General features: G+C 61.5%; 22 protein-coding genes and 1 tRNA gene. 18 read left to right on the forward strand and 5 right to left on the reverse strand.

What is annotated here, in order from left to right; all coding sequences use genetic code 11:
- A complete protein-coding gene (locus JHL16_RS07985) occupies positions 1 to 840 on the forward strand; it encodes an alpha/beta fold hydrolase (protein ID WP_348647181.1) in 840 nt (279 codons plus the stop codon).
- Positions 841 to 947: 107 nt separating this feature from the next.
- Here the strand turns inward: JHL16_RS07985 and JHL16_RS07990 are convergent, their stop codons facing one another.
- Positions 948 to 1,889, reverse strand: coding sequence for a M14 family metallopeptidase (locus tag JHL16_RS07990; protein WP_200184333.1), 942 nt, complete (start codon positions 1,887 to 1,889; stop codon positions 948 to 950).
- Positions 1,890 to 2,017: 128 nt separating this feature from the next.
- Between JHL16_RS07990 and ehuB the strand changes: the two genes are divergently transcribed.
- From ehuB to ehuD, 3 genes are read left to right on the forward strand one after another with little or no spacing between them, the layout of a single operon-like run.
- Entirely contained in the window at positions 2,018 to 2,905 is an 888-nt protein-coding gene (ehuB, locus tag JHL16_RS07995; RefSeq protein WP_200184334.1) for an ectoine/hydroxyectoine ABC transporter substrate-binding protein EhuB, read from the forward strand.
- Positions 2,906 to 2,913: 8 nt separating this feature from the next.
- The gene (ehuC, locus tag JHL16_RS08000; protein WP_200184335.1) at positions 2,914 to 3,570 is read left to right on the forward strand and encodes an ectoine/hydroxyectoine ABC transporter permease subunit EhuC; all 657 of its coding nucleotides are present in this window, start codon (positions 2,914 to 2,916) and stop codon (positions 3,568 to 3,570) included.
- A gap of 9 nt (positions 3,571 to 3,579) precedes the next feature.
- Positions 3,580 to 4,245 carry an ectoine/hydroxyectoine ABC transporter permease subunit EhuD gene (ehuD, locus tag JHL16_RS08005; RefSeq protein WP_200184336.1) on the forward strand — a complete coding sequence of 222 codons (666 nt, stop codon included), beginning with the start codon at positions 3,580 to 3,582 and terminating at the stop codon, positions 4,243 to 4,245.
- A gap of 6 nt (positions 4,246 to 4,251) precedes the next feature.
- Here ehuD and JHL16_RS08010 read toward each other — a convergent pair whose 3' ends face one another.
- Positions 4,252 to 4,758: an outer membrane protein assembly factor BamE gene (locus tag JHL16_RS08010; RefSeq protein WP_200184337.1), complete on the reverse strand. Its 507-nt coding sequence runs from the start codon at positions 4,756 to 4,758 to the stop codon at positions 4,252 to 4,254.
- A 73-nt stretch (positions 4,759 to 4,831) separates the two neighbouring features.
- Here JHL16_RS08010 and JHL16_RS08015 point away from each other — a divergent pair, with 73 nt between their 5' ends.
- The 14 genes from JHL16_RS08015 (at position 4,832) to JHL16_RS08080 (ending at position 15,523) form a co-directional block, all read left to right on the forward strand.
- Positions 4,832 to 5,359, forward strand: coding sequence for a ubiquinol-cytochrome C chaperone family protein (locus JHL16_RS08015; RefSeq protein ID WP_200184338.1), 528 nt, complete (start codon positions 4,832 to 4,834; stop codon positions 5,357 to 5,359).
- Positions 5,360 to 5,367: 8 nt separating this feature from the next.
- Complete coding sequence (locus JHL16_RS08020; RefSeq protein WP_200184339.1) at positions 5,368 to 5,904, forward strand: YceD family protein; 537 nt, start codon at positions 5,368 to 5,370, stop codon at positions 5,902 to 5,904.
- A 94-nt stretch (positions 5,905 to 5,998) separates the two neighbouring features.
- Positions 5,999 to 7,057 carry a phosphate acyltransferase PlsX gene (gene plsX / locus JHL16_RS08025; protein ID WP_200184340.1) on the forward strand — a complete coding sequence of 353 codons (1,059 nt, stop codon included), beginning with the start codon at positions 5,999 to 6,001 and terminating at the stop codon, positions 7,055 to 7,057.
- Between the two features lie 5 nt (positions 7,058 to 7,062).
- On the forward strand, positions 7,063 to 8,049 hold the full coding sequence (locus tag JHL16_RS08030; RefSeq protein WP_200184341.1) for a beta-ketoacyl-ACP synthase III: 987 nt from the start codon (positions 7,063 to 7,065) through the stop codon (positions 8,047 to 8,049).
- Between the two features lie 103 nt (positions 8,050 to 8,152).
- Complete coding sequence (locus tag JHL16_RS08035; RefSeq protein ID WP_119391590.1) at positions 8,153 to 8,464, forward strand: integration host factor subunit alpha; 312 nt, start codon at positions 8,153 to 8,155, stop codon at positions 8,462 to 8,464.
- Positions 8,465 to 8,611: 147 nt separating this feature from the next.
- Complete coding sequence (locus JHL16_RS08040; RefSeq protein WP_420884529.1) at positions 8,612 to 9,145, forward strand: MerR family transcriptional regulator; 534 nt, start codon at positions 8,612 to 8,614, stop codon at positions 9,143 to 9,145.
- Positions 9,146 to 9,208: 63 nt separating this feature from the next.
- Positions 9,209 to 9,285 (forward strand) — tRNA-Pro (locus JHL16_RS08045).
- Between the two features lie 51 nt (positions 9,286 to 9,336).
- On the forward strand, positions 9,337 to 9,867 hold the full coding sequence (locus tag JHL16_RS08050; RefSeq protein ID WP_200184342.1) for a GNAT family N-acetyltransferase: 531 nt from the start codon (positions 9,337 to 9,339) through the stop codon (positions 9,865 to 9,867).
- 240 nt (positions 9,868 to 10,107) lie between these two features.
- A complete protein-coding gene (locus JHL16_RS08055) occupies positions 10,108 to 11,097 on the forward strand; it encodes a hypothetical protein (protein WP_200184343.1) in 990 nt (329 codons plus the stop codon).
- Positions 11,098 to 11,422: 325 nt separating this feature from the next.
- Positions 11,423 to 12,391, forward strand: a complete 969-nt coding sequence (locus JHL16_RS08060; protein ID WP_200184344.1) for a hypothetical protein — start codon at positions 11,423 to 11,425, stop codon at positions 12,389 to 12,391.
- A gap of 116 nt (positions 12,392 to 12,507) precedes the next feature.
- Complete coding sequence (locus JHL16_RS08065) at positions 12,508 to 13,095, forward strand: GNAT family N-acetyltransferase (RefSeq protein ID WP_200184345.1); 588 nt, start codon at positions 12,508 to 12,510, stop codon at positions 13,093 to 13,095.
- On the forward strand, positions 13,055 to 14,131 hold the full coding sequence (locus JHL16_RS08070) for a cytochrome P450 family protein (RefSeq protein WP_200184346.1): 1,077 nt from the start codon (positions 13,055 to 13,057) through the stop codon (positions 14,129 to 14,131). Before JHL16_RS08065 ends, JHL16_RS08070 begins: the two co-directional genes overlap by 41 nt.
- Entirely contained in the window at positions 14,128 to 14,382 is a 255-nt protein-coding gene (locus JHL16_RS08075) for an acyl carrier protein (protein ID WP_200184347.1), read from the forward strand. Before JHL16_RS08070 ends, JHL16_RS08075 begins: the two co-directional genes overlap by 4 nt.
- 139 nt (positions 14,383 to 14,521) lie before the next feature.
- Positions 14,522 to 15,523 carry a hypothetical protein gene (locus JHL16_RS08080; protein ID WP_200184348.1) on the forward strand — a complete coding sequence of 334 codons (1,002 nt, stop codon included), beginning with the start codon at positions 14,522 to 14,524 and terminating at the stop codon, positions 15,521 to 15,523.
- On the opposite strand, the gene JHL16_RS08085 is transcribed toward JHL16_RS08080, so the two are convergent.
- The 3 genes from JHL16_RS08085 to JHL16_RS08095 are packed head-to-tail and all read right to left on the reverse strand — an operon-like array spanning position 15,524 to position 19,147.
- The gene (locus JHL16_RS08085; RefSeq protein WP_200184349.1) at positions 15,524 to 16,321 is read right to left on the reverse strand and encodes a Stf0 family sulfotransferase; all 798 of its coding nucleotides are present in this window, start codon (positions 16,319 to 16,321) and stop codon (positions 15,524 to 15,526) included. It lies immediately after the preceding gene.
- A 49-nt stretch (positions 16,322 to 16,370) separates the two neighbouring features.
- Positions 16,371 to 17,639 (reverse strand): O-antigen ligase family protein, encoded by a 1,269-nt coding sequence (locus JHL16_RS08090; RefSeq protein WP_200184350.1) that lies wholly within the window; start codon positions 17,637 to 17,639, stop codon positions 16,371 to 16,373.
- Positions 17,636 to 19,147: an undecaprenyl-phosphate glucose phosphotransferase gene (locus tag JHL16_RS08095; RefSeq protein ID WP_246770829.1), complete on the reverse strand. Its 1,512-nt coding sequence runs from the start codon at positions 19,145 to 19,147 to the stop codon at positions 17,636 to 17,638. The genes JHL16_RS08090 and JHL16_RS08095 overlap by 4 nt, the downstream gene beginning before the upstream one ends.
- Between the last annotated feature and the right edge of the window lie 64 nt (positions 19,148 to 19,211).

The following is a 19,211-nucleotide window of genomic DNA, read 5'->3' on the forward strand; positions in this document are numbered from 1 at the left end:
GTGAGTCATCCGAACCTTACGTCAGAGCGTCTTCACCTCGACTGTGCCCATGAATTCCGCGGTCAGCGTATCGCCTGGGGCAGGCTGGGGGAGGGAGAGCCGATCGTCCTCGTGCATGGCACGCCTTTCTCCTCGCAAGTGTGGCGTCGTATCGCGCCGTGGCTTGCCCGACGCCGGCAGGTCTATTTCTTCGATCTCTTGGGCTATGGCGCCTCCGAAAAGACTGCCGGCCAGGATGTCTCGCTGGGCATCCAGAATCTCGTGCTAGCCGAGATGCTGCAGCATTGGGGGCTCGAGCGGCCGGAAGTCGTCGCCCATGATTTCGGCGGCGCCACGGTCTTGCGCGGTCATTACCTGCAAGGGCTGCGCTATCGGCGGCTGACACTGATCGACCCGGTGGCTCTGGCGCCCTGGGGCTCGCCCTTCGTCCAGCATGTGCGACGATATGAAGAGGCCTTTGCCGGCCTGCCGGATTATGCGCATGAGGCGCTGCTCAAGGCTTACCTGCAAGGTGCATCCTTTCGGGGCCTCTCGGATGAGGCTCTGGAGACCTATGCAAGCCCTTGGCGGGGCGCGGAGGGGCAGGCGGCATTCTACCGCCAGATCGCCCAGATGGATGTCAAATTCACCGACGAGATCGAGCCTCGTTACGGCGCGTTTGATTTTCCCGCCCAGATCCTGTGGGGCGAGGAGGATCTCTGGATACCAATCGCCACCGGAGTGCGATTGGCGGCCGCGTTGACAGGCGGCCGGCTGCTGCGCGTTCCAGCCGCCGGCCATCTCGTCCAGGATGATGCGCCCGAGGCGATCATCGCGGCGATCCTGCAGGAGCAGGGCTAGGTCGTCATCAGGTGGCGTTGGCACCGATCGTGACGGTCAGAGATCCCAACCCATCGATCCTCGGACCATCGCAAGGACGGGATCGCACTCGGATACTGAGCGCGCCGTCAGTCCTTCGTGCCGAGCCCGATGATGAAGCTGTCCTTGGGCGACAGCGCATGGGTGATCCGCCAGAGGATGTGGCCGTCTTCGGGCGCCGTCACCTGCGCGATGGTCTCGCCATAGGTATTCTCGGCGGTGGCCATCAGCGTGCCTTTGGCGACCTTTTGGCCGGGCTCGACATGATAGCGGTAGAAGCCGTCGATCGGGCCGGGGACCCAGTGATAGCGTGTGATGATGACCGCCTCGCGCTGCTTTGGCGGCGCGTTGTCGGTCATGCCGAGATTGTGCAGGAGCCGCAGCAACCCCTCGAAGTGATAAGCGACATGGGCCTCTTCGATGAGTCCGATGCGCCCGGCCTCGGCAAAGGCCGCATATTGGCCGCGCTTGGCCCGGCCGGTCACGCTGCGCGCCGGGTGGTCCATATGCGACGGGTCGATCGACGCGATGATCTGGGCGTCGAAGCATTGGGCGATTTCGAGATTGCGCCGGTCGAAGTCTGCATCGCCGGTGCGCTGCACCACCATGAAATGCGAGACCTCTTCGCACAGATCGCCGCCGTGGAGATCGGCGAAGCATTCGGCGTCGTGTGCCCAATCGTTGAGCAGGGCATAGGCGATCGCTTCCGAGAAGGTGCCGTCAGGCCGGCCAGGAAAGCTGAAATTGATGTTCTTGTCGTCGAGCGGGCAGACATATTGCGAGCGCAGCGGCACCGCCGGGAGATTGACGATCGGGATGATCGACACGCGGCCCTTGAGCTTGGCGGGATCGAGCGCCCGCTGCAGCCGGATCACCGCCTCGATGCTCGAGGTCTCGTTCACATGGACGCCGGCGATGATGGCGAGGCGAGGCCCGGGCCTTTGTCCGACAATATCGACGGTGGGCCAGCGCCAGCCGGCGAGAGCCGGGTAGTCGAAAGTGATCTCGCGTTTGTAAAGGCCTGCTTCCATGAGAAGTATTTCTTTCTTGTTTTCGCTAATTTCAACCGCCATTGCATTGACTCACGGGGCGGCTGAACCGAATATCGCGCCGATTTCAATGGGCTGAAAGCTAAGCAAAAAACAAGGAGGTTTCCATCATGCCTGCTCTGCGCCACTCTCTTTCCCGCCGCCATTTCCTCGGCGCCGCCGCATTAGGCGCCACCTCTCTGGTGCTCCCCTCTATCGCGCGGGCCGAAGGCACCATGGCCCGCATCATGAAGGACGGCGTCGTGCGCGTCGGCATCGCCAATGAGAAGCCTTATGGCTTCGTCGACACCGACGGCAAGGTGAAGGGCGCCATTCCGGACGTGATCGCGGCCCTCCTGGCGCCGCATGGCGTCAAGGAGCTCAAGGCCGATATCGTCGAGTTCAACGCGCTGATCCCCGGCATCAATGCCGATCGTTTCGACATCATCGGCGCCGGCATGTATATCCGCCCGGCGCGCTGCGAGGCGGTGCTGTTCACCAATCCGGTGACGCGCACCGGCGCCGGCTTCGCCGCGCTCAAGGGCAATCCGAAAGGCGTCAAGAGCATTGCCGAAGTGGCGGCCCATGCCGATGCGATCGTCGGCACGCAGAATGGCGCGGCCCAGGTCGAGGAGCTCGCCAAAGCGGGCGTGCCCACCGACCGTGTGGTGCTCTTCGCCAATGCGACGGAAGCGCTGGCCGGACTCAAGGCCGGTCGCGTGGATGTCATCTACTTCCCCGCTCTCGAGCTCAACGAGCTGCTCAAGACCGCGAATGATCCCACTTTCGAGCGTGTCGACGGATTCCAGCAGATCATGGGCGCCAATAACGAGCCCGAATATGGCTATGCGGGTCTTGGCCTGCGCAAGGCCGACACGGATCTCAAGGATGCGCTCGATGCCGAGCTCGCCAAGCTGATCTCGTCCGGCAAGCTGCTCGAGATCATCTCGGCCTATGGCTATGGCAAGGAAGAGTTGCCGGACGGCGTGAAGACCGCCGAGCAGATCTGCAAGGCCTGACGGGCCCGGTGGATCTCAATCAACTTCTGGCTTTGGACGTGCTGCCGCAGCTCCTCAAAGGGGCTGCGGTCACGCTCAAGCTGACGCTCATTACCGCCGTTCTCGCTTTCGTCCTGTCTTTCGTGGTCGGCTTTCTCAGACTCGCGCCCAATGTCTGGGTGCGGCGGGTGACGACCGCCTATGTCGAGATCCTGCGCGGCACCTCGGCGATCGTGCAACTCTTTTATCTATTCTTCATCCTGCCGGCCTTCGGCATCTCGCTGCCGCCCACCACCACCGCGGTCTTGGGATTAGGCCTCAATCTCTCGGCCTATGGCTCGGAGATTGTGCGAGCCGGCATCCTTGCGATCGGCAAAGGTCAGCATGAGGGGGCGGCCGCCCTCGGTCTCACGCGGGTCCAGACCTACCGGTTGGTGATCCTGCCGCAGGCTTTGGTCGCGATGCTGCCGTCCTTCGGCAATCTCCTGATCGAGCTCGTCAAGGCGACCTCGCTCGTCTCGCTCATCACCATCACCGAGCTCACCTTCTCCGGCCGCCAGATGGTCGTGACCACCGGCAAGACCATGGAGATCTGGACGCTGGTGCTCATTCTCTATTTCGTGATGGCCTATCCGCTCACTTGGATCGTGCGCGGCGCCGAGCGTTATGCGGCGCGCTACCGGTGAGGAGGGACCATGTTCAGCTTTGAGTTCCTCATCCGCATCCTGCCGGATCTGATGCGTGGGCTCGTGGTGACGGTCCAGGCGACCTTCGGCGGCTTCGCGCTGGCGCTCGTCGTCGGGCTGCTCCTGGCGCTCGGGCGGCGCTCCGGCGTCAAGCCGCTTCGTCTCTTCTGCGACGGCTACATCGCCTTCATGCGCTGCACGCCGCTCCTGGTTCAGCTCTATTTCGTGTTCTACGTGATGCCGTCCTACGGCATACGCTTTTCCGCGCTCTTCACCGGCATTCTCTGCCTCGGCTTGCATATCGGTGCTTATATTGCCGAGGTCTATCGCGCCGGTATTGACGCAGTCCCCGATGGCCAATGGGAGGCTGCGAAGTCGCTCGGGCTGAAGCCGGTGCCGCTGTGGCTCAGGGTGATCCTGCCGCAGGCTTTGCCGCCGATGATTCCGCCGCTTGGCAATTTTCTCATCGGCCTGTTCAAGGAGACGCCGCTGCTCGCCGCGATCACGGTGGTCGATGTCTTCGGTGCCGCCAATAATGTGGCCGGCCTCAGCTATCGCTACAACGAACCCTATACGGCCGTAGCGGTGATCCTGCTGAGCGTCAGCCTGGTCGCCGCCTATTTCGTGCGCAAGCTCGAGCGCCGATATTCGCCCGACGCCAAGCGGTCGCGCTGACCGCGCTTACGGGCCGGACTTTCCGGGGCCGGTGCTGCCGGGGGTGCGGCCCGGGACGATGGCGCCGCCAGGGCCAGGCTTGCCGATATTGCCGAACAGCTGCTGCAGCATCGTCAGCTCACGGCCCTTGGTGGGCGTGGTGCGCGAATTGATGTCGACGATCTTGCCGTCCTCGAGCCCATATTGGCCGAGGCTCGCGACCTGGTCGTTCTGATCGAAGCGGATGGCGATCACCTGGCGCTCGACTTCCTTCGGGTTCAGGAAGGCGGTCTGTTCGGTGGTGCTCGAAATATAGTAGTAGCTGTCGCCCTGATAGTTGACGCTCGCGGTGGTCGAGGGCGAGCCCAGAATGCCTTCGACTTCCGACTTTGGCATCCCTTCGCGCACTTGGCCGAAGGCGCCCGGTTTGGCGAGATAGCCGCGATGGGCGATGTTGGAGGAGCAGGCTGCGACGGTGAGGGCCATTGCGGCGGGGAGCAGAAGACGGCTTGAGAAGGCGAGAATACGGCGCATGTCTTTCCGGCAGCGTTCAAACAAAGGATGATTTTCCCGACTATAGGCGGGAATAGCTTGGGAGCCGTTAACGATGATTTTGTCCCTTTTCAAGCGCAAGGCGTCCCGCAATTCCGTCCGAGCGGTCTACGGGGCAATTGTGGCTGCCGCGCGGCATGAGAAACCCTATGCCGAATGGGGGGTGCCGGACAGCGTGGACGGGCGTTACGACATGATCATCCTCCATGCCGTCCTGGTGCTCGAAAGGCTGAGCAGCGGGGACGAAGCCGCCCAGGCCTTCGCCCAGGGACTGACGGACGAGGTTTTCGCCGATATGGACCGCTCGTTGCGGGAGATGGGGGTCGGCGACATATCGGTGGGCAAGAAGGTTCGCCGCATGGCCGAGATATTTTACGGCCGGGCCCAGGCGTATCGGCCACTGCTCCAGACCGGAGATCAGGCCGGCCTGGCGGAGGCCCTGGCCCGCAATGTCTTTGCCGGCTCGGACCGCGGTGAGGGCCCCGGGCTTCTGGCCGCCTATGCCGTAGCGGCACTCGCTCATTTGCACGAACGTCCGATTGAGCCCATCTTGTCGGGCACCGTCGAATTTCCGGAACCTTGAGACCCTTGATGCAGACCCGACTGATCGAATTCTCCCGCCCACTTGATGTGACCCGGGTTCCGCCCCAGGGCTGTACCGAGACGATTGCCGCCGAGCCGCAGGAGTGCGAGGCGCTCGCCGGACGATTCGGGCTGCCGGCTATCCACAGCCTGACGGCCGAGCTCAAGGTGTCGCGCTGGCGCGGCGAGGGCCTCAAATTCAAGGGGCATATCAAGGCTGATATCGATCAGACCTGCGTGGTGTCTCTCGACGTCTTCCGCGCGCTGCTCGATGACCGTTTCGAGAGCTACTTCCTGCCCGCGAGATCCATGGCGGGGGCGGATGAGGCGGCCATCGAGGAAAGTGACGCCGAGCCTTTCGAGAACGGCATCATCGACATGGGCGAGGTGGTCGCCGAGGCCATGGCCTTGGCGCTCGACCCCTATCCGAAGAAGCCGGGGGTTGATTTCATCGATCAGGTGGAGCCCGAATTGGCGCCGTCCGAGGGCGAATCATCGCGAAACCCGTTTGCCGGCCTCAGCCGTCTCAAGGAGGGGAAGGGCTGATTTTTCGGTTGTTTCGCCATCGCCAGCGGCTATTGTCCGCCCGCCCATGCTAGATTGTCGAAACTAGGCGCGAACCGAAGGTCCCTGAGCATTCATGACAGGCAAGATGACGATTGCGCTTGACGCGATGGGGGGCGATGCGGGGCCGGACATGGTGCTGCCAGGCGCCGAACTCGCCAGCGTCCGCCATCCAGACTTGCGCTTTCTTCTGTTCGGCGACGGACCCAGGCTCGAAGCCATCCTGACCAAATATCCGCGCCTCAAGGGCAGAAGCGAAGTCCGCCATAGCGAGATCGCGGTCGGCATGGAGGACAAACCGAGCCAGGCGCTCAGGCGCGGCCGCGGCAAGAGCAGCATGTGGCTCGCCATCGAGGCCGTGCGGACCGGTGAGGCGCAAGGTGTCGTGTCGGCCGGCAATACCGGCGCCTTGATGGCGATGGCGCGTTTCGTGCTGAAGACCATCCCCGGCATCGAGCGGCCGGCCATTGCCGCCATCTGGCCGACCTTGCGTGGCGAGAGTGTGGTTCTCGATGTCGGCGCCACCATTGGCGCCGATGCCCGCCAGCTCGTCGAATTCGCGCTGATGGGCGAGGCCATGGCGCGTTCGCTGATGAGCCTCGACCGGCCGACCGTCGGTCTGCTCAATATCGGTGTCGAGGAAGTGAAGGGCCTCGAGCAAGTAAAGGAGGCGGGCCGGCTGCTGCGCGATCTGGGCCTGCCGCTCGAATATAAGGGTTTCATCGAGGGCGACGACATCGGCAAAGGCACGGTCGACGTCGTGGTCACCGAAGGCTTCACCGGCAATATCGCGCTCAAGACGGCGGAAGGCACCGCCAAACAGCTTTCGACCTATCTGAAGCTGGCGCTCACCCGCACGCTTCTCTCGAAGCTTGGCGCGCTGCTCGCGACCGGCGCCTTCGCGACCTTGCGCGAGCGTATGGACCCACGCAAGCACAATGGTGGAGTCTTCCTGGGCCTCAATGGCATCGTGGTGAAGTCGCATGGCGGCACGGATGCGCTGGGCTTCGCGACGGCGGTCGATGTGGCGATTGAAATGATCCGCAACGGGCTCGTCGCCAAGATCGCGGCCGACGTCGCCGAAATCAACAAACATATGGATGCGTTTGCGCCGCGCGCGGCGGTCGACGCGTGATGGGAATGAGGTCTGGCGTGCAGCGTCGTTCGGTGATCGAGGGAGTGGGCTCTTATCTTCCGGCCCGCATCATGAGTAATGCGGATCTGGCGCGCATGGTCGACACCAGCGACGAATGGATCGTCGAGCGCACCGGCATCCGCGAGCGGCGTATCGCCGCCGAGAACGAGACGACTGGCGACCTCGCGATCAACGCGGCGCGCGATGCGCTCGAGCGTTCAGGGGTGGCGGCTTCCGAGATCGATCTCATCATTGTGGCGACGACGACGCCCGACAACACCTTTCCGGCGACGGCGGTGAAGGTGCAGGCAGCGCTCGGCATCGAGAAGGGCGCGGCCTTTGATCTGCAGGCAGTGTGTTCGGGCTTCGTCTATGCCTTGACGGTAGCCGACAGCCTGCTGAAGGCGGGGCAGGGAACCTGCGCGCTCGTCATCGGCGCTGAAACCTATTCGCGCATCCTGGACTGGACGGATCGCGGCACATGCGTGTTGTTCGGCGATGGCGCCGCCGCCGTCGTGATGCGCGCCGTTGACGGGAAGGGAACGATCGAAGATCGCGGCATTCTCGCCGCGCGCCTGCGGTCTGACGGCCGCTATCGAGACAAGCTTTATGTCGATGGCGGCGTATCCTCGACCATGACGGTCGGTCATCTGCGCATGGAAGGCCGCGAGGTGTTCAAGCATGCGGTCGTCAATATCGCGACAGTGATGGCCGATACGATCAAGGATGCCGGCCTCGAACCCAAGGACATCGACTGGTTCGTGCCGCATCAGGCCAATCGGCGCATTCTCGAGGGCACGGCGAAAAAACTCGGTGTCACCGAGGATCGCGTTGTCATGACCCTCGATAAGCATGGCAATACCTCTGCCGCCTCCATTCCGCTGGCCCTCGATACGGCGGTGAAGGACGGGCGCGTCAAGCGTGGCGATCTTGTCCTGATGGAGGCGATGGGCGGGGGCTTTACCTGGGGCGCCGTTCTCGTCCGCTGGTAATACTTTCGGTTAAAACCCTAAGCTATTGAGTTCACACGTAGTTTTTTATTGACCGCGATTTCCATCCATCTTACCCTAGCCCTTGGGCAAGCAGGGGAAACAGATGGCTGGTAAGACACTCACGCGCGCTGACCTGAGCGAAGCCGTGCATCGTAATGTTGGCCTGTCGAGAACCGAGTCTGCCGATCTCGTCAAATCGGTTCTGGACATCATCACCGATACACTGATCACGGGAGAGACCGTGAAGCTGTCCTCCTTCGGGACATTCATGGTCCGCAGCAAGACCGGCCGCATCGGCCGGAATCCGAAGACGGGGGAGGAAGTGCCGATCACGCCGCGGCGCGTGCTGGTCTTCCGACCAAGTCAGGTTATGAAGAATCAGATTAACGGTGTAGAAGGTGGGTCGGAAGACTAGCGAGTCGGGCGCCCGACCGCACGGATAGCGTACTTCCCGCCCGGATTGGCGGATCCCGGCGAGAAGAGCGTTCCGGTTAGGGGCAAACGAGTTTTTTCTCCTGGCTGGACGAATCACCGGCCGGGCTGAAATGCTCTAAGGACGATGATGTTGGATAAGGCGCCAGAGGCATTTCGAACGATCAGCGAGGTGGCTGAGGAACTCGATGTTCCGCAGCATGTCTTGCGTTTCTGGGAGACCCGATTCGGCCAGATCAAACCGATGAAGCGTGGCGGCGGACGTCGCTTCTACCGGCCCAATGACGTCGACCTCCTGAAGGGCATCCGCGCACTTCTATATGGCGAAGGTTATACGATCCGCGGCGTCCAGCGTATTCTGCGCGAGGAAGGCCTTCAGCATGTTTCGAGCATCGGCCGCGGCGAGACGGCGGCGCGCAAGCGCGACGCCCGCGACCTCGAGCTTGATGGCGTCCCGGCGCCCGGGCGGGCTTTGCAGGCGCCGCGCATCAAGCGTCCGGCCCCGGCTTTGGGATCGGCACCCTTCGCCCGCGGCGGCGAACCGTCGCCCCAGGTTCAGGCCCCGGCAGCGGCGCCGCGTATGAGCGAATCCCAGGTACAGTCGCTGCGGCTGGCGCTCTCCGAATTGGGGGCCGCCCGCAAGCTCCTGGGGGCCGACGACTAGATACCCTGGCGTGAGAGAATAAGGCTTTAACTCGGGGGAGGCCGGTGTTATATCCGCGCCCGTCGGAGCGTAGCGCAGCCCGGTAGCGCACTACTCTGGGGGGGTAGGGGTCGCAGGTTCGAATCCTGTCGCTCCGACCAGTCTACTTCCCCAATGGGCCAGTTGGGCCACCCATCACGAAAATCCGTACGATGTCGAACGCGCCGGAAATCCTCACCAAGCGCTTCCGCCTGACACCGATCACCCCCGAGATGGTGAGCGACGAGTGGCTGCGCTGGACGGGCGACCCCCAGCTTATGGGGCAGATGAATGCCCGCGTCGCCAAGCTGACGCGGACGGATCTCCAGCGCTATCTGGTCGAGTCGCAGCGGCAGAAGCGTGCCATTGTAGGAATTTATGGTCGCAAGGACGGCGTGCATATCGGCCTCTATGAGACCGAGATCGCCCAGGAGCACAGGAACGTCACGATCGATATTCTGGTCGATCAGGGGCGCTACGACCTCGCCAATGTCCTGCGCGAAACCGACCCGGCTTTGCTCACATATCTCGCGGGCCGATTCGGACTGGAGAAGGCGGTCGCCAAGGTCGTCGAGACCTATAAGCCTCTGATTCTCCATTTCGAGCAGACCGGCTGGCTTAAAGAAGGCGTTCTGCGCCAGGAAAACCCCGCGGCTTCGGGAATCGGACGCCTCGATGTGATCCAGTTCGGCAAGCTTTTCTGAGCCTCAGGGTTGCTGATCGGTAAGGTACGAGGCCACGGTTGCGGCCCGGGCTGTGGATTTCCACCTAAGGTTATGACGGCTGTGGATCGCCTGTGGCCGTCGGGCAACACTAAGAAATTACTCTCCGCAATGTCCCGAAATGTCCCTTCATGACATTGAACGGCGATCCAACAGTGATGTAAGGGCGGTCGGGCAGGGGCGCTTGACGTGAATTGAATTGAAGGTTTGGGGACAACAAGCATGATCAGTAAGTTAAAACTCTCGGCGAGCGCTGCTGCGCTGGCTTTGCTCGTGGCGGGCGCCGTTTCGTCGGCGCAGGCGGCGGATGTCGTAGCCGATGAAGGCTGCACGATCTCGGGCGCCGTGGGCATCGGTTATATGTTCGACTGGCAGAAGGTCGACTTCGATTTCGGCAGCGAAGACAGCTTCGATGGCGATGTCGATTGGAACACGCCCTTCGGCGAGGCCGGCGGTCTCGTGACCTGCGGCGGTTTCAACGTCCAGGCCGACTTTGCCTATTACAATCATCAGGGCGATGCCGACGTCGGTCTCGGCAAGCTCGAGGACGTCGATGCTGACAACTCGCACTTCGGTGGTGCGCTGTTCTGGCGCGATCCTTCCTACGCCGCTCTGGGCGTCAGCGGTTCCTGGGTCAACCAGGACGTTCTGTCCAAGGACTCGGACACGTTCCGCGTCGGTCTGTTCGGCGAATTCTACATGGAAAACTTCACCCTCGGCGCGTCGGCGCACTACTTCAATGGTGAAGTCATCAATATCGGCCCGCTCGACATCGATCAGGACGGCTTCGAACTCGCAGCCTGGGGCCGCTTCTATGCCACCCCCGACCTGTCGCTCATGCTTCGCGGCGACGCCTTGCTCTCCAATATCGATGTCCCGAGTCAGATCACCGATGAAGACGTCGACCTCAATGGCTGGGCGATCACCGGCGAAGCCGAATACCTCGCTTGGGACAAGGGCCTCTCGGTGTTTGGCGGCGTGCGTTATGCGCAGCGTTCGCTCGACGTCGACAATGAGGATTTCGATGTCGATATCGACGACACCCAGGTCTATGCCGGCTTGAAGTTCTACTTCGGCCAGGACGGCACGCTGCAGGATCGTCAGCGCACCGGCACCGTGGACAACACCAGCGTGTTCCTCGAGAAGCTGCCGAATGCTCTGACCTCGGGCATCCTCGGCCTCGCGAACGCTGCCGGCGGCAACATCAACTAAGCCTGAACCAATGAAATGATGGGGAAGGAAGCCATGTGCTTCCTTCCTCTTTTTTTGCGTATCCGTCGAATCGGCGATACCGGTGCGTCCGCAACTTATCCGGGCGCGGCTGCGCGAATGCAGCATGTGGTCGTGCGACGTGCCGTTCACGGGATGAGCGGTTCAACCTAAAGATTACATTGTGTTCGTTCGACTGTGGCCGATCGGCAACAGTCGGAAAATACTCTTGTTCTTTCCCGCCAATTTTCCTCCAAGGAATTGAACTGATGCCGCCCGCCGATGTATTCGATAGGCGACGGGCCAAATGAATTGGGGACTGACAAAAATGATCGGCAAACTGAAACTTTCCGCAAGCGCCGCTGCTCTGGCTTTGCTGGTGGCTGGAGCTCTTTCCTCCGCCCAGGCGGCTGACGTGATCGACGAAGGCTGCACGCTCTCGGGCGCCGTCGGCATTGGCTATATGTTCGACTGGCAGAAGGGCGACTTCGACTTCGGCAGCGAGGACTTCGACGGCGATGTCGATTGGAACACACCCTTCGGTGAGGCCGGCGGCCTCGTGACCTGCGGCGGTTTCAACGTCCAGGCCGACTTTGCCTATTATAATCATCAGGGCGACGCCGACATCGGTTTAGGCAAGCTCGAGGACGTCGACGCCGATAATTCGCATTTCGGCGGCGCGCTGTTCTGGCGTGACCCGTCCTACGCGGCTCTCGGCGTCAGCGGCTCCTGGGTGAGCCAGGACGTTTTGACGAAGGATTCGGACGTCTTCCGCGTCGGCCTGTTTGGCGAGTTCTATCTCGATAACATTACGCTGGGCGGTTCAGCCCATTACTTTAACGGCGAGCTCCTTGACATTGGTGTCCTTGATTCCGATCAGGATGGTTTCGAGCTGGCCGCTTATGCTCGTTTTTATGCGACGCCCGACCTGTCGCTCATGCTGCGCGGCGACGCCTTGTTCTCCAGCATCGACGGCGATCAGGGAGCGGACGCCGACGTGGATGGCTGGGCGATCACCGGCGAGGCCGAATATCTCGCTTGGGACAAGGGCTTGTCGGTCTTCGGCGGCGTGCGTTATGCCCAGCGGAGTATCGACCCGGACGAGGGCGACCAGGAACTCGACATCGACGATACGCAGGTCTATGCCGGTCTGAAGTTCTACTTCGGCCAGGACGGCTCGCTCATGGATCGTCAGCGGACGGGTGTCGTCGACAATACCAGCACCTTCCTCGAGAAGCTGCCCAACATACTGACCTCGTCGACACTCGCCCAGGCCAATGGCGGTGGCGGTCTCTGATAGACCTTGAAGGCTTGAAAGGGGAAGGAAGCCACCGCTTCCTTCCCCTTTTGCTTGGCTTTGACCGGGCCGGCAAAGCCCTATAGTACAAGGCCTCCGCATGTGATTTTGAGCCAATGGCCACTCTTCCTCCGCCTTCACTTACGCTCGAAACCAAGAACTTTCTCATCCGGCCGATTTCAGGCGCCGATCTGGGGGAGCGGCTTTCGGGTTGGGCCGATGACGAACTGGCCGCCGAAATGCTGAACACGAAGCGGCGGCAATGGGCCGTCCGCGAGCAGACCGCCTTCTTTGCCAAGTTCGAGAACCAGCCGGGTAAATTGGCCTTGGCCATTCTCCCGCGCGGAGAGCCGCATCCGATCGGTTTCTACACCCTTCATCTGCAGCCTCGCATCGGGGTCTTTACGATCTCGCATCTGATCGGCGACGCCAATTGGCGCGGCAAGGACCTCACGACCGAAACGTCCGACGCCATCTATGGATATCTGTTCGATAAGCTCGGCTATGCCAAGGCCAAGGCAAATGTGCGGCCGCAGAACCGTCCGATGCTCTGGCTGATGCTCAGCGACAAGATTTGGCGCAAGGAGGCGCGCCTTGTGCGGCATTTGCGCGACGCCGCGACCGGCGAGCGTAAGGACATGCTGGTGCTGGGCATGATGGCGGATGATTGGCGCACCGCCCGCGCGCCGCGTCCTGCCGCGTGAGCCCGTGAAATCCTATCAGCTCCATTCGGCCGATCGCCGGCAGGCCCTGTTTGCGCAATTATCTCCACGCGTCTGGCTGGAGAACGATCTGCTGCGCGCCTGGGTCATCACCGACCCCGCCGTGATCCTGCGGGTACTGCGCAGCCCGCTGGCGATCGTTTCAAGCCTGACCGACGTCATGAAGGCAATAAAGGAGAACTACGGGACCGAGCTTCCCAATGTCGCCTATGCTTGCAGCGTTCTCCCGCTGCTGGTGGCGGACGAGGCGCATCCCGCGGCACGCAAGGGCTTCGCGACATTCCTCGCCGCAAGGTTGGCTGAGCTCGAAGGAGAACTGCCCGAGCTTTCGAAGGCCTGTCTCTCTCCGTTGAGCCGGCCAGGGCGCGTCGACATCGTGTCGGAAGTCGTCGACCCTTTCATCCACCGGGTCTTTTCGGTCTTTCTGCAATGCGACCTGCCGGCGGAATTCCTGGCGATGCATGTCGGAGACATTCTGTCCTTCAACACCAATCTCGCGCGCTTGAAGAGCCTCGAGGCGCGCATCGCCAAGACGCTGGCGTTCCTGCGCGCGACGACGCCGAACGAGGCCGATATTGCGTGGAAGTTCACGTGCCTGGTCTTCGGTCTCGACTCCCTGGCGATGATGCTGACCGAGAGCATCGTAACTGCCACGGGCGGCGCTTCGGCCCATCCGGAGGGTATCAGGCTGCCACAATTTCCGATTGAAACCGGAGTTCCGGTGACCTTCAGGCGCGCCAAGGCCGATTTCGAGATGGATGGCTGCTCGTTCAAGGCCGGCGACTTGATTCGCCTGCAATTGCAGGCTTTTGGCTATTCCGACCTAGCCGAGCATCGGAACTTCATCTTTGGCGCCGGGATGCACTCCTGCGTCGGCAAGCAGCTGTCGTTGCGGATCTGGGACAGTTTCAAACGCGAATTCGACCGGCTCGATCTGAAGGCCGGTATAACCGACTATCAGCTCATGCCTTCCCACTTCATCATCTTGCACAAATTGGTAGAGGTAGACGTTCGATGACGGCCGATGAAGCTAAAGTCATGATCCTGAATATCCTGCAGAATCTTGAGCTTATCGATGGAAAGCAGAAGGACGACGTGCTTTCCGGGCGGGCTGCGGACATCGAGCTGGCCGGGCTCGGGATCGACAGTATGAAGGTCGTCGATATGTGTGTCGGGCTGGAGGAAGAGGTCGGACGCGAGATCGAGGTCGAGGAGCTTATTGAAAATCCGACCGTAAATCAGCTGGCCGCCCATTTTGCCAAGACGTAGTCTGGTGGCAGTTTCACACCATAGACTGTGTCTTTACTGCCACACTTGCTAAAATTCCCGCTCGTAAAGTCTCCGGCGGATTGATCGGCGTGTTCGTCGGTGCAACAGTTTCCGCCGAGGCTTTGGAGGGGGGACTGGGATGATCGGCAGGTCGAAACTTTCCGCAAGTGCTTCTGTCTTGGCGCTTCTTTGGGTTGTAGGCGCCACTCCGGTTGAGGCGGCCGACTATGAAGAGCCGGGCTGCACGATCTCCGGCGCCGCCGGTGTCGGCTATATGTTCGACTGGCAGGAAGTGGAGTTCGACGGCGTCGGCAGCCTCTTTGAGAATTTCTCAGGCGACGTCGATTGGAACACGCCCTTTGGCGAGGCCGGCGGCCTCGTGACTTGTGGCGAGTTTAATATCCAGGCTGATTTTGCTTACTACGATCACTCGACCGACCTCGCCGACCTGGGCAATTTCGGGAAGGAGGATCTCGGTGATCTGGACGCCGCAAACTCGCATTTCGGGGGCGCTTTGTTCTGGCGCGATCCTTCCTCGGCCGCGCTCGGACTCTCGGCATCCTGGGTAAACCAGGACGTGTTCTCCAAGGACGTTGATCTTTTCCGTTTCGGCGTTTTCGGCGAGTTCTTTGCCGATGCCTTCACCTTTGGCGCATCGGCGCATTATTTTAATGGTGATTTCATTCAGGAGTCCGAGCACGACGGCTTCGAGCTTGCCGCTTACGGCCGGTTCTATGCGATGCCGGATCTGTCGCTCATGCTGCGTGGCGATGCTCTCCTGTCCACAATTGAACCTGGTACAGGCGGGGACGACGCCGACTTCGACGGTTGGGCGGTTACCGGTGAGGCTGAATATCTCGTATGGGACAGAGGGCTTTCGATATTCGGCGGCGCCCGTTACGCCGAACGTACATTGGATACCGGCGAGGAGGGGGATGTCCAATTCAACGACACCCAGGTCTATGCCGGCCTGAAATTCTATTTCGGGCAGGACGGGTCGCTGATGGATCGTCAGCGCACTGGCCTGATCGACAATACCAGCACTTTCAATGAGAAGCTGCCGAACTGGTTCTCCTCCGAGATTGCCGCGGCGCTTGACGTATTGAGCGGCATCGAGCTGCCGCCGCCCCCACCGCCATAATCAAGCGCCGGCTTTGGCCAGCAGGCGTTGCCAGTGCCGCGATATATGCGCACCGAAACGCTGCGCCAGCTCGCGCGCGAGTTGGTTATTGTGGGAAGAGCGCGGCAGCAGTTTGAGGATGTTGCCGATGTCTCCGCTCGAATGCCCTGTTCCGAGCACGCTCAGCGTCGCTTGAATCTTCTCCGCATCGGCCAGGTCTTCGCAGTATAGGGACAGGATCCGCTGCTTCCTGTTCTTCAGATACCGGTCCCAATATTGCTCCGCGCGGAAGACGTATTCCACCCACTTTTCTGCGATGGCTTCATTCAGGGCGCTGGGTTTCTTCAGGAGTACCCCTGACGCATCATCCCATATGCCGGTCTGGAGGGCGGCTCCCAGGCTGACGACCTGGCCGACGATGTCGCGCCGGCGCAGCCGGATGATCGTCACATTCGGAAGCGCATCCTCCCAAGCCCCGCCGAGATCGGCGCTGAGTTGTCTGTGCTGATCGGCGTGGATCTTGTAGGAGAGATACCCATTGCGGCATCGATAGGTTTGTATGGCCCGCACATAATCCTTCATGAAGGCGCCATCGATCGACGGAGCCCCGCCGAGAAATCGCTCACCGTAGCGTTCCGTCACTCTTTGAAGAAAGTACTCCGCCGGCACGCCCAGGCCCATGGCGTAAAGCAGCCGGCACAGGCTCTGGCTACCGGTGCGCGGTGTGCTGAGAATGGCGAGCGCTGCCTTGGGAGGAGTGTCATGGGCATCGAATTGCGGCGCCCAGGCCGTGTCGAAAGTCAGATAGTCGGCATCCATGCGAGCAAGATTAGCGGCCGAATTGGGGATGCCAAGCTCTAATGTAACTTCACAGCTTCGATGGCGCAGGTGACGGGAAGCTCGCCTGCTGTCGTTCGTAAGCGAGCGTCGCCCCCAGCAATCCCCACATGCAGCCGAGTAGCAGATAGAAATGGCGCCAATGGTCGATGTCGATCTGCACACCCTGCAGCATGACGGCGACGAGAGGACAGTAGATGGCGATGGCATGATGCTGCCACGGCGTCCTGGTGCGCATGGCGCGCCAGCCCGCCCAGAATGTCATGATCACCAGCGCGAAGAATGTGAAGCCGCCGAGCCAGCCATAGGAGGCGAAGGCGTTGAGATAGACATTGTGCGGATCCTGTCCGTAAATATAGCGGAAGTGACGTGGATTCATGCCGCCAGGCTGGGTCAGGACACGGGGAATGCTGGCGATCTGACGCCCGAAACGCCCTTCTTCGCCGACATCATAGGATTGGCTGAGGCTGGCGCGGACTTCGAAGAGCTTCTGAATCTGCGGAACCTGTACCGCGGCGACACCGGCAACGCTCAGCAGAACGGCGCCGCTCACCGACAGGAAGATGACACGGTTGCGCAAGGCCGGACTCGGCGCCAGCAGAAGGGTGAAGACGACGAGCAGGATGCCCGAGCCCGCCATGTTGATCCAGGCGCCGCGCGAGAAGGCGAGGAGCATCGCCAGTGAGATGATGAGAATATTGACGATGGTCAGAACCGGCCGGCGGCTTCTGCGGAGCAGGATGTCCTGGGCCAGAAAGACGAAGGGCGGCACGAGAAACGGTGCAAAGACATTCGGGTCCTTGAACGTGCCTTGCGCGCGGCCCATGGGCGCCCAGGCGCCGGCTGTCCCACCCACGTCGAAATAGGTCAGGATACCGATGATGGAAGCGATGACGCCCGCCGCGATATAGCCGCTGCGAATGATCTCCATCCGCTTATTGGTATCGCTCGTCAGCAGGAAGCAGAAGAACAGGCCGGTGACGGCCATGTAGTAGGAGATGATGGTGAACCAGACCGATATCTTGTCATCGAGGGCGCCTTCGAGCCCGACAGCGCCGCCGAGGTTGTAGAGGATCAGGAAGGCGAAGAAGGGCAGCGCCACGAGCGGCACCTTCAGGCCGCCGCCGGGCAGGAACAGCAGGAAAACCAGGATGAAGATCAGCTCATAGGGCGACGGCTCGATGACCACGAACCATGCCGACGCGACCAGCAGCCACAGCACCGCATTGCGCCAGGTCTCGAGGCTGCCCAATGTCCTTTGCGGACCGGTAAGAGAGGATTGGGCAGCGCTGGCGGTCAATAGGCATTCTCCGTCGAGAACAGCGAGATCGGCGTGTAGAACAGAATATAGAGATCGAAGGCGATCGACCAGTTCTCGATATAATAGAGATCGTGTTCGACGCGCCGGTGAATTTTGTCGAGTGTGTCGGTCTCGCCGCGCCAGCCATTGATCTGGGCCCAGCCGGTGATGCCCGGCTTGACCTTATGGCGCGCGAAATAGCCCTCTACCGCATCCGGGTAGAGATGCTCCTGTGCCTTGGCGTGGGTGGCGTGCGGCCTTGGGCCGACAAGCGACAATTCGCCTTTCAGCACATTGAAGAGCTGCGGCAGCTCATCGAGGCTGGTCTTGCGGATGAAGCGGCCGACGCGGGTCACACGCGGGTCGTCGCGCGTCACCAGTTTCGTCGCCGCCCGGTCGGTCATTTCGGTGTACATCGAGCGGAACTTGTAGACGTCGATGAGCTCGTTGTTGAAGCCGTAGCGGTGCTGGCGGAAGAACACCGGCCCACGGCTTTCGAGCTTGATGGCGAGGGCCACCAGCAGCATCACCGGCGACAGCAGCAGGAGTGCCAGGCCGGCAAGCAGCTTGTCCTCGATGGATTTGGCGAACAGGCCCCAGTCGGTCAGCGGCTTGTCGAAAACGTCGAGGCAGGGAACATTGCCGATATAGGAATAGGCGCGCGGCCGGTAGCGCACCTTCTGCGCATAAGCGCTGAGCCTGATATCGACGGGCAGTACCCACAGCCTTTTCAGCATCTGGAGAATGCGTGCCTCGGCGGTCAGCGGCAGGGTGACGATGAGCAGGTCGACACGGTTGCGCCGCACGAAATCGATGAGCTCGTTGACATTGCCGAGCTTGGGATAGCCCGCGATGGAGGCGGGTGAGCGATTGTCATCGCGGTCGTCGAAGATGCCGATCACCGACACGTCGTCCTTGGACGACTCGAAGGCCTCGATGAGACGGGCGGCGGGTTCACCGCCGCCGACCAGGACGCAGCGCCGGTCAAGCTGGCCTTTGGCGTTCCAGGCGCGCGTGCGGCGGGCGACGAAGATACGAAACGGGACCAGGAGGCCGAGCCCGCCTACAAACCAGAGCGCCGCCCAGACACGCGAAAAGTCGTCGCCGCTCTTGCTGAAGAAGAAATAGCTGATCACCAGTCCTGCGATGACGAGCCAGGCGCCGGCCAGACGGGCGATGTAGTCGGCCGGCCGCAGCAGCGCATGGATGCTGTAAAGGCCGCCGATCTGCAGAAGAATGACCAATGCCAGCGCCGCTGTCACGATGAGGGGCGCATAAACGGTGAGCGATATGGCATGCCGTGGCGAGACATAGGCGGCGAGGAGCAGGGCGCCGAGCGCGCTGATCAGGATGAACTCGCCGCTGCGGACGATCATCGCGACGACCCGCGCCGAAATGAGAGGAGCCTTGAGCACCTCGGAGTGAAGCGCCGCATTGTCTTCAAGGCCGAGTTTGGCGAGAAGGCCGCTCGCCGCGAGTGTATGCCGGTACAGCTGTTCGTTGCGCATTGCAGGTTCGTTTCAAATTGACACAGAATTTTTTCCCGAACTGCATGGGGAGCAACTTTGGGGC

Source organism: Taklimakanibacter albus (genome assembly GCF_016595235.1).
GTDB classification, from domain to species: Bacteria; Pseudomonadota; Alphaproteobacteria; order Rhizobiales; family Aestuariivirgaceae; genus Taklimakanibacter; species Taklimakanibacter albus.

Coding starts and splice junctions, on each gene's coding strand:
- JHL16_RS08075 (WP_200184347.1), top strand. CDS start 14,128: ATGACGGCCGATGAAGCTAAAGTCATGATCCTGAATATCCTGCAGAAT.
- JHL16_RS08050 (WP_200184342.1), top strand. CDS start 9,337: ATGTCGAACGCGCCGGAAATCCTCACCAAGCGCTTCCGCCTGACACCG.
- JHL16_RS08020 (WP_200184339.1), top strand. CDS start 5,368: ATGCAGACCCGACTGATCGAATTCTCCCGCCCACTTGATGTGACCCGG.
- plsX (WP_200184340.1), top strand. CDS start 5,999: ATGACAGGCAAGATGACGATTGCGCTTGACGCGATGGGGGGCGATGCG.
- JHL16_RS08055 (WP_200184343.1), top strand. CDS start 10,108: ATGATCAGTAAGTTAAAACTCTCGGCGAGCGCTGCTGCGCTGGCTTTG.
- JHL16_RS08015 (WP_200184338.1), top strand. CDS start 4,832: ATGATTTTGTCCCTTTTCAAGCGCAAGGCGTCCCGCAATTCCGTCCGA.
- JHL16_RS08060 (WP_200184344.1), top strand. CDS start 11,423: ATGATCGGCAAACTGAAACTTTCCGCAAGCGCCGCTGCTCTGGCTTTG.
- JHL16_RS08095 (WP_246770829.1), bottom strand. CDS start 19,147: ATGCGCAACGAACAGCTGTACCGGCATACACTCGCGGCGAGCGGCCTT.
- ehuD (WP_200184336.1), top strand. CDS start 3,580: ATGTTCAGCTTTGAGTTCCTCATCCGCATCCTGCCGGATCTGATGCGT.
- JHL16_RS08065 (WP_200184345.1), top strand. CDS start 12,508: ATGGCCACTCTTCCTCCGCCTTCACTTACGCTCGAAACCAAGAACTTT.
- ehuB (WP_200184334.1), top strand. CDS start 2,018: ATGCCTGCTCTGCGCCACTCTCTTTCCCGCCGCCATTTCCTCGGCGCC.
- JHL16_RS08080 (WP_200184348.1), top strand. CDS start 14,522: ATGATCGGCAGGTCGAAACTTTCCGCAAGTGCTTCTGTCTTGGCGCTT.
- JHL16_RS07990 (WP_200184333.1), bottom strand. CDS start 1,889: ATGGAAGCAGGCCTTTACAAACGCGAGATCACTTTCGACTACCCGGCT.
- JHL16_RS08070 (WP_200184346.1), top strand. CDS start 13,055: ATGATTGGCGCACCGCCCGCGCGCCGCGTCCTGCCGCGTGAGCCCGTG.
- JHL16_RS08085 (WP_200184349.1), bottom strand. CDS start 16,321: ATGGATGCCGACTATCTGACTTTCGACACGGCCTGGGCGCCGCAATTC.
- JHL16_RS08035 (WP_119391590.1), top strand. CDS start 8,153: ATGGCTGGTAAGACACTCACGCGCGCTGACCTGAGCGAAGCCGTGCAT.
- JHL16_RS08040 (WP_420884529.1), top strand. CDS start 8,612: ATGTTGGATAAGGCGCCAGAGGCATTTCGAACGATCAGCGAGGTGGCT.
- JHL16_RS08030 (WP_200184341.1), top strand. CDS start 7,063: ATGAGGTCTGGCGTGCAGCGTCGTTCGGTGATCGAGGGAGTGGGCTCT.
- JHL16_RS08010 (WP_200184337.1), bottom strand. CDS start 4,758: ATGCGCCGTATTCTCGCCTTCTCAAGCCGTCTTCTGCTCCCCGCCGCA.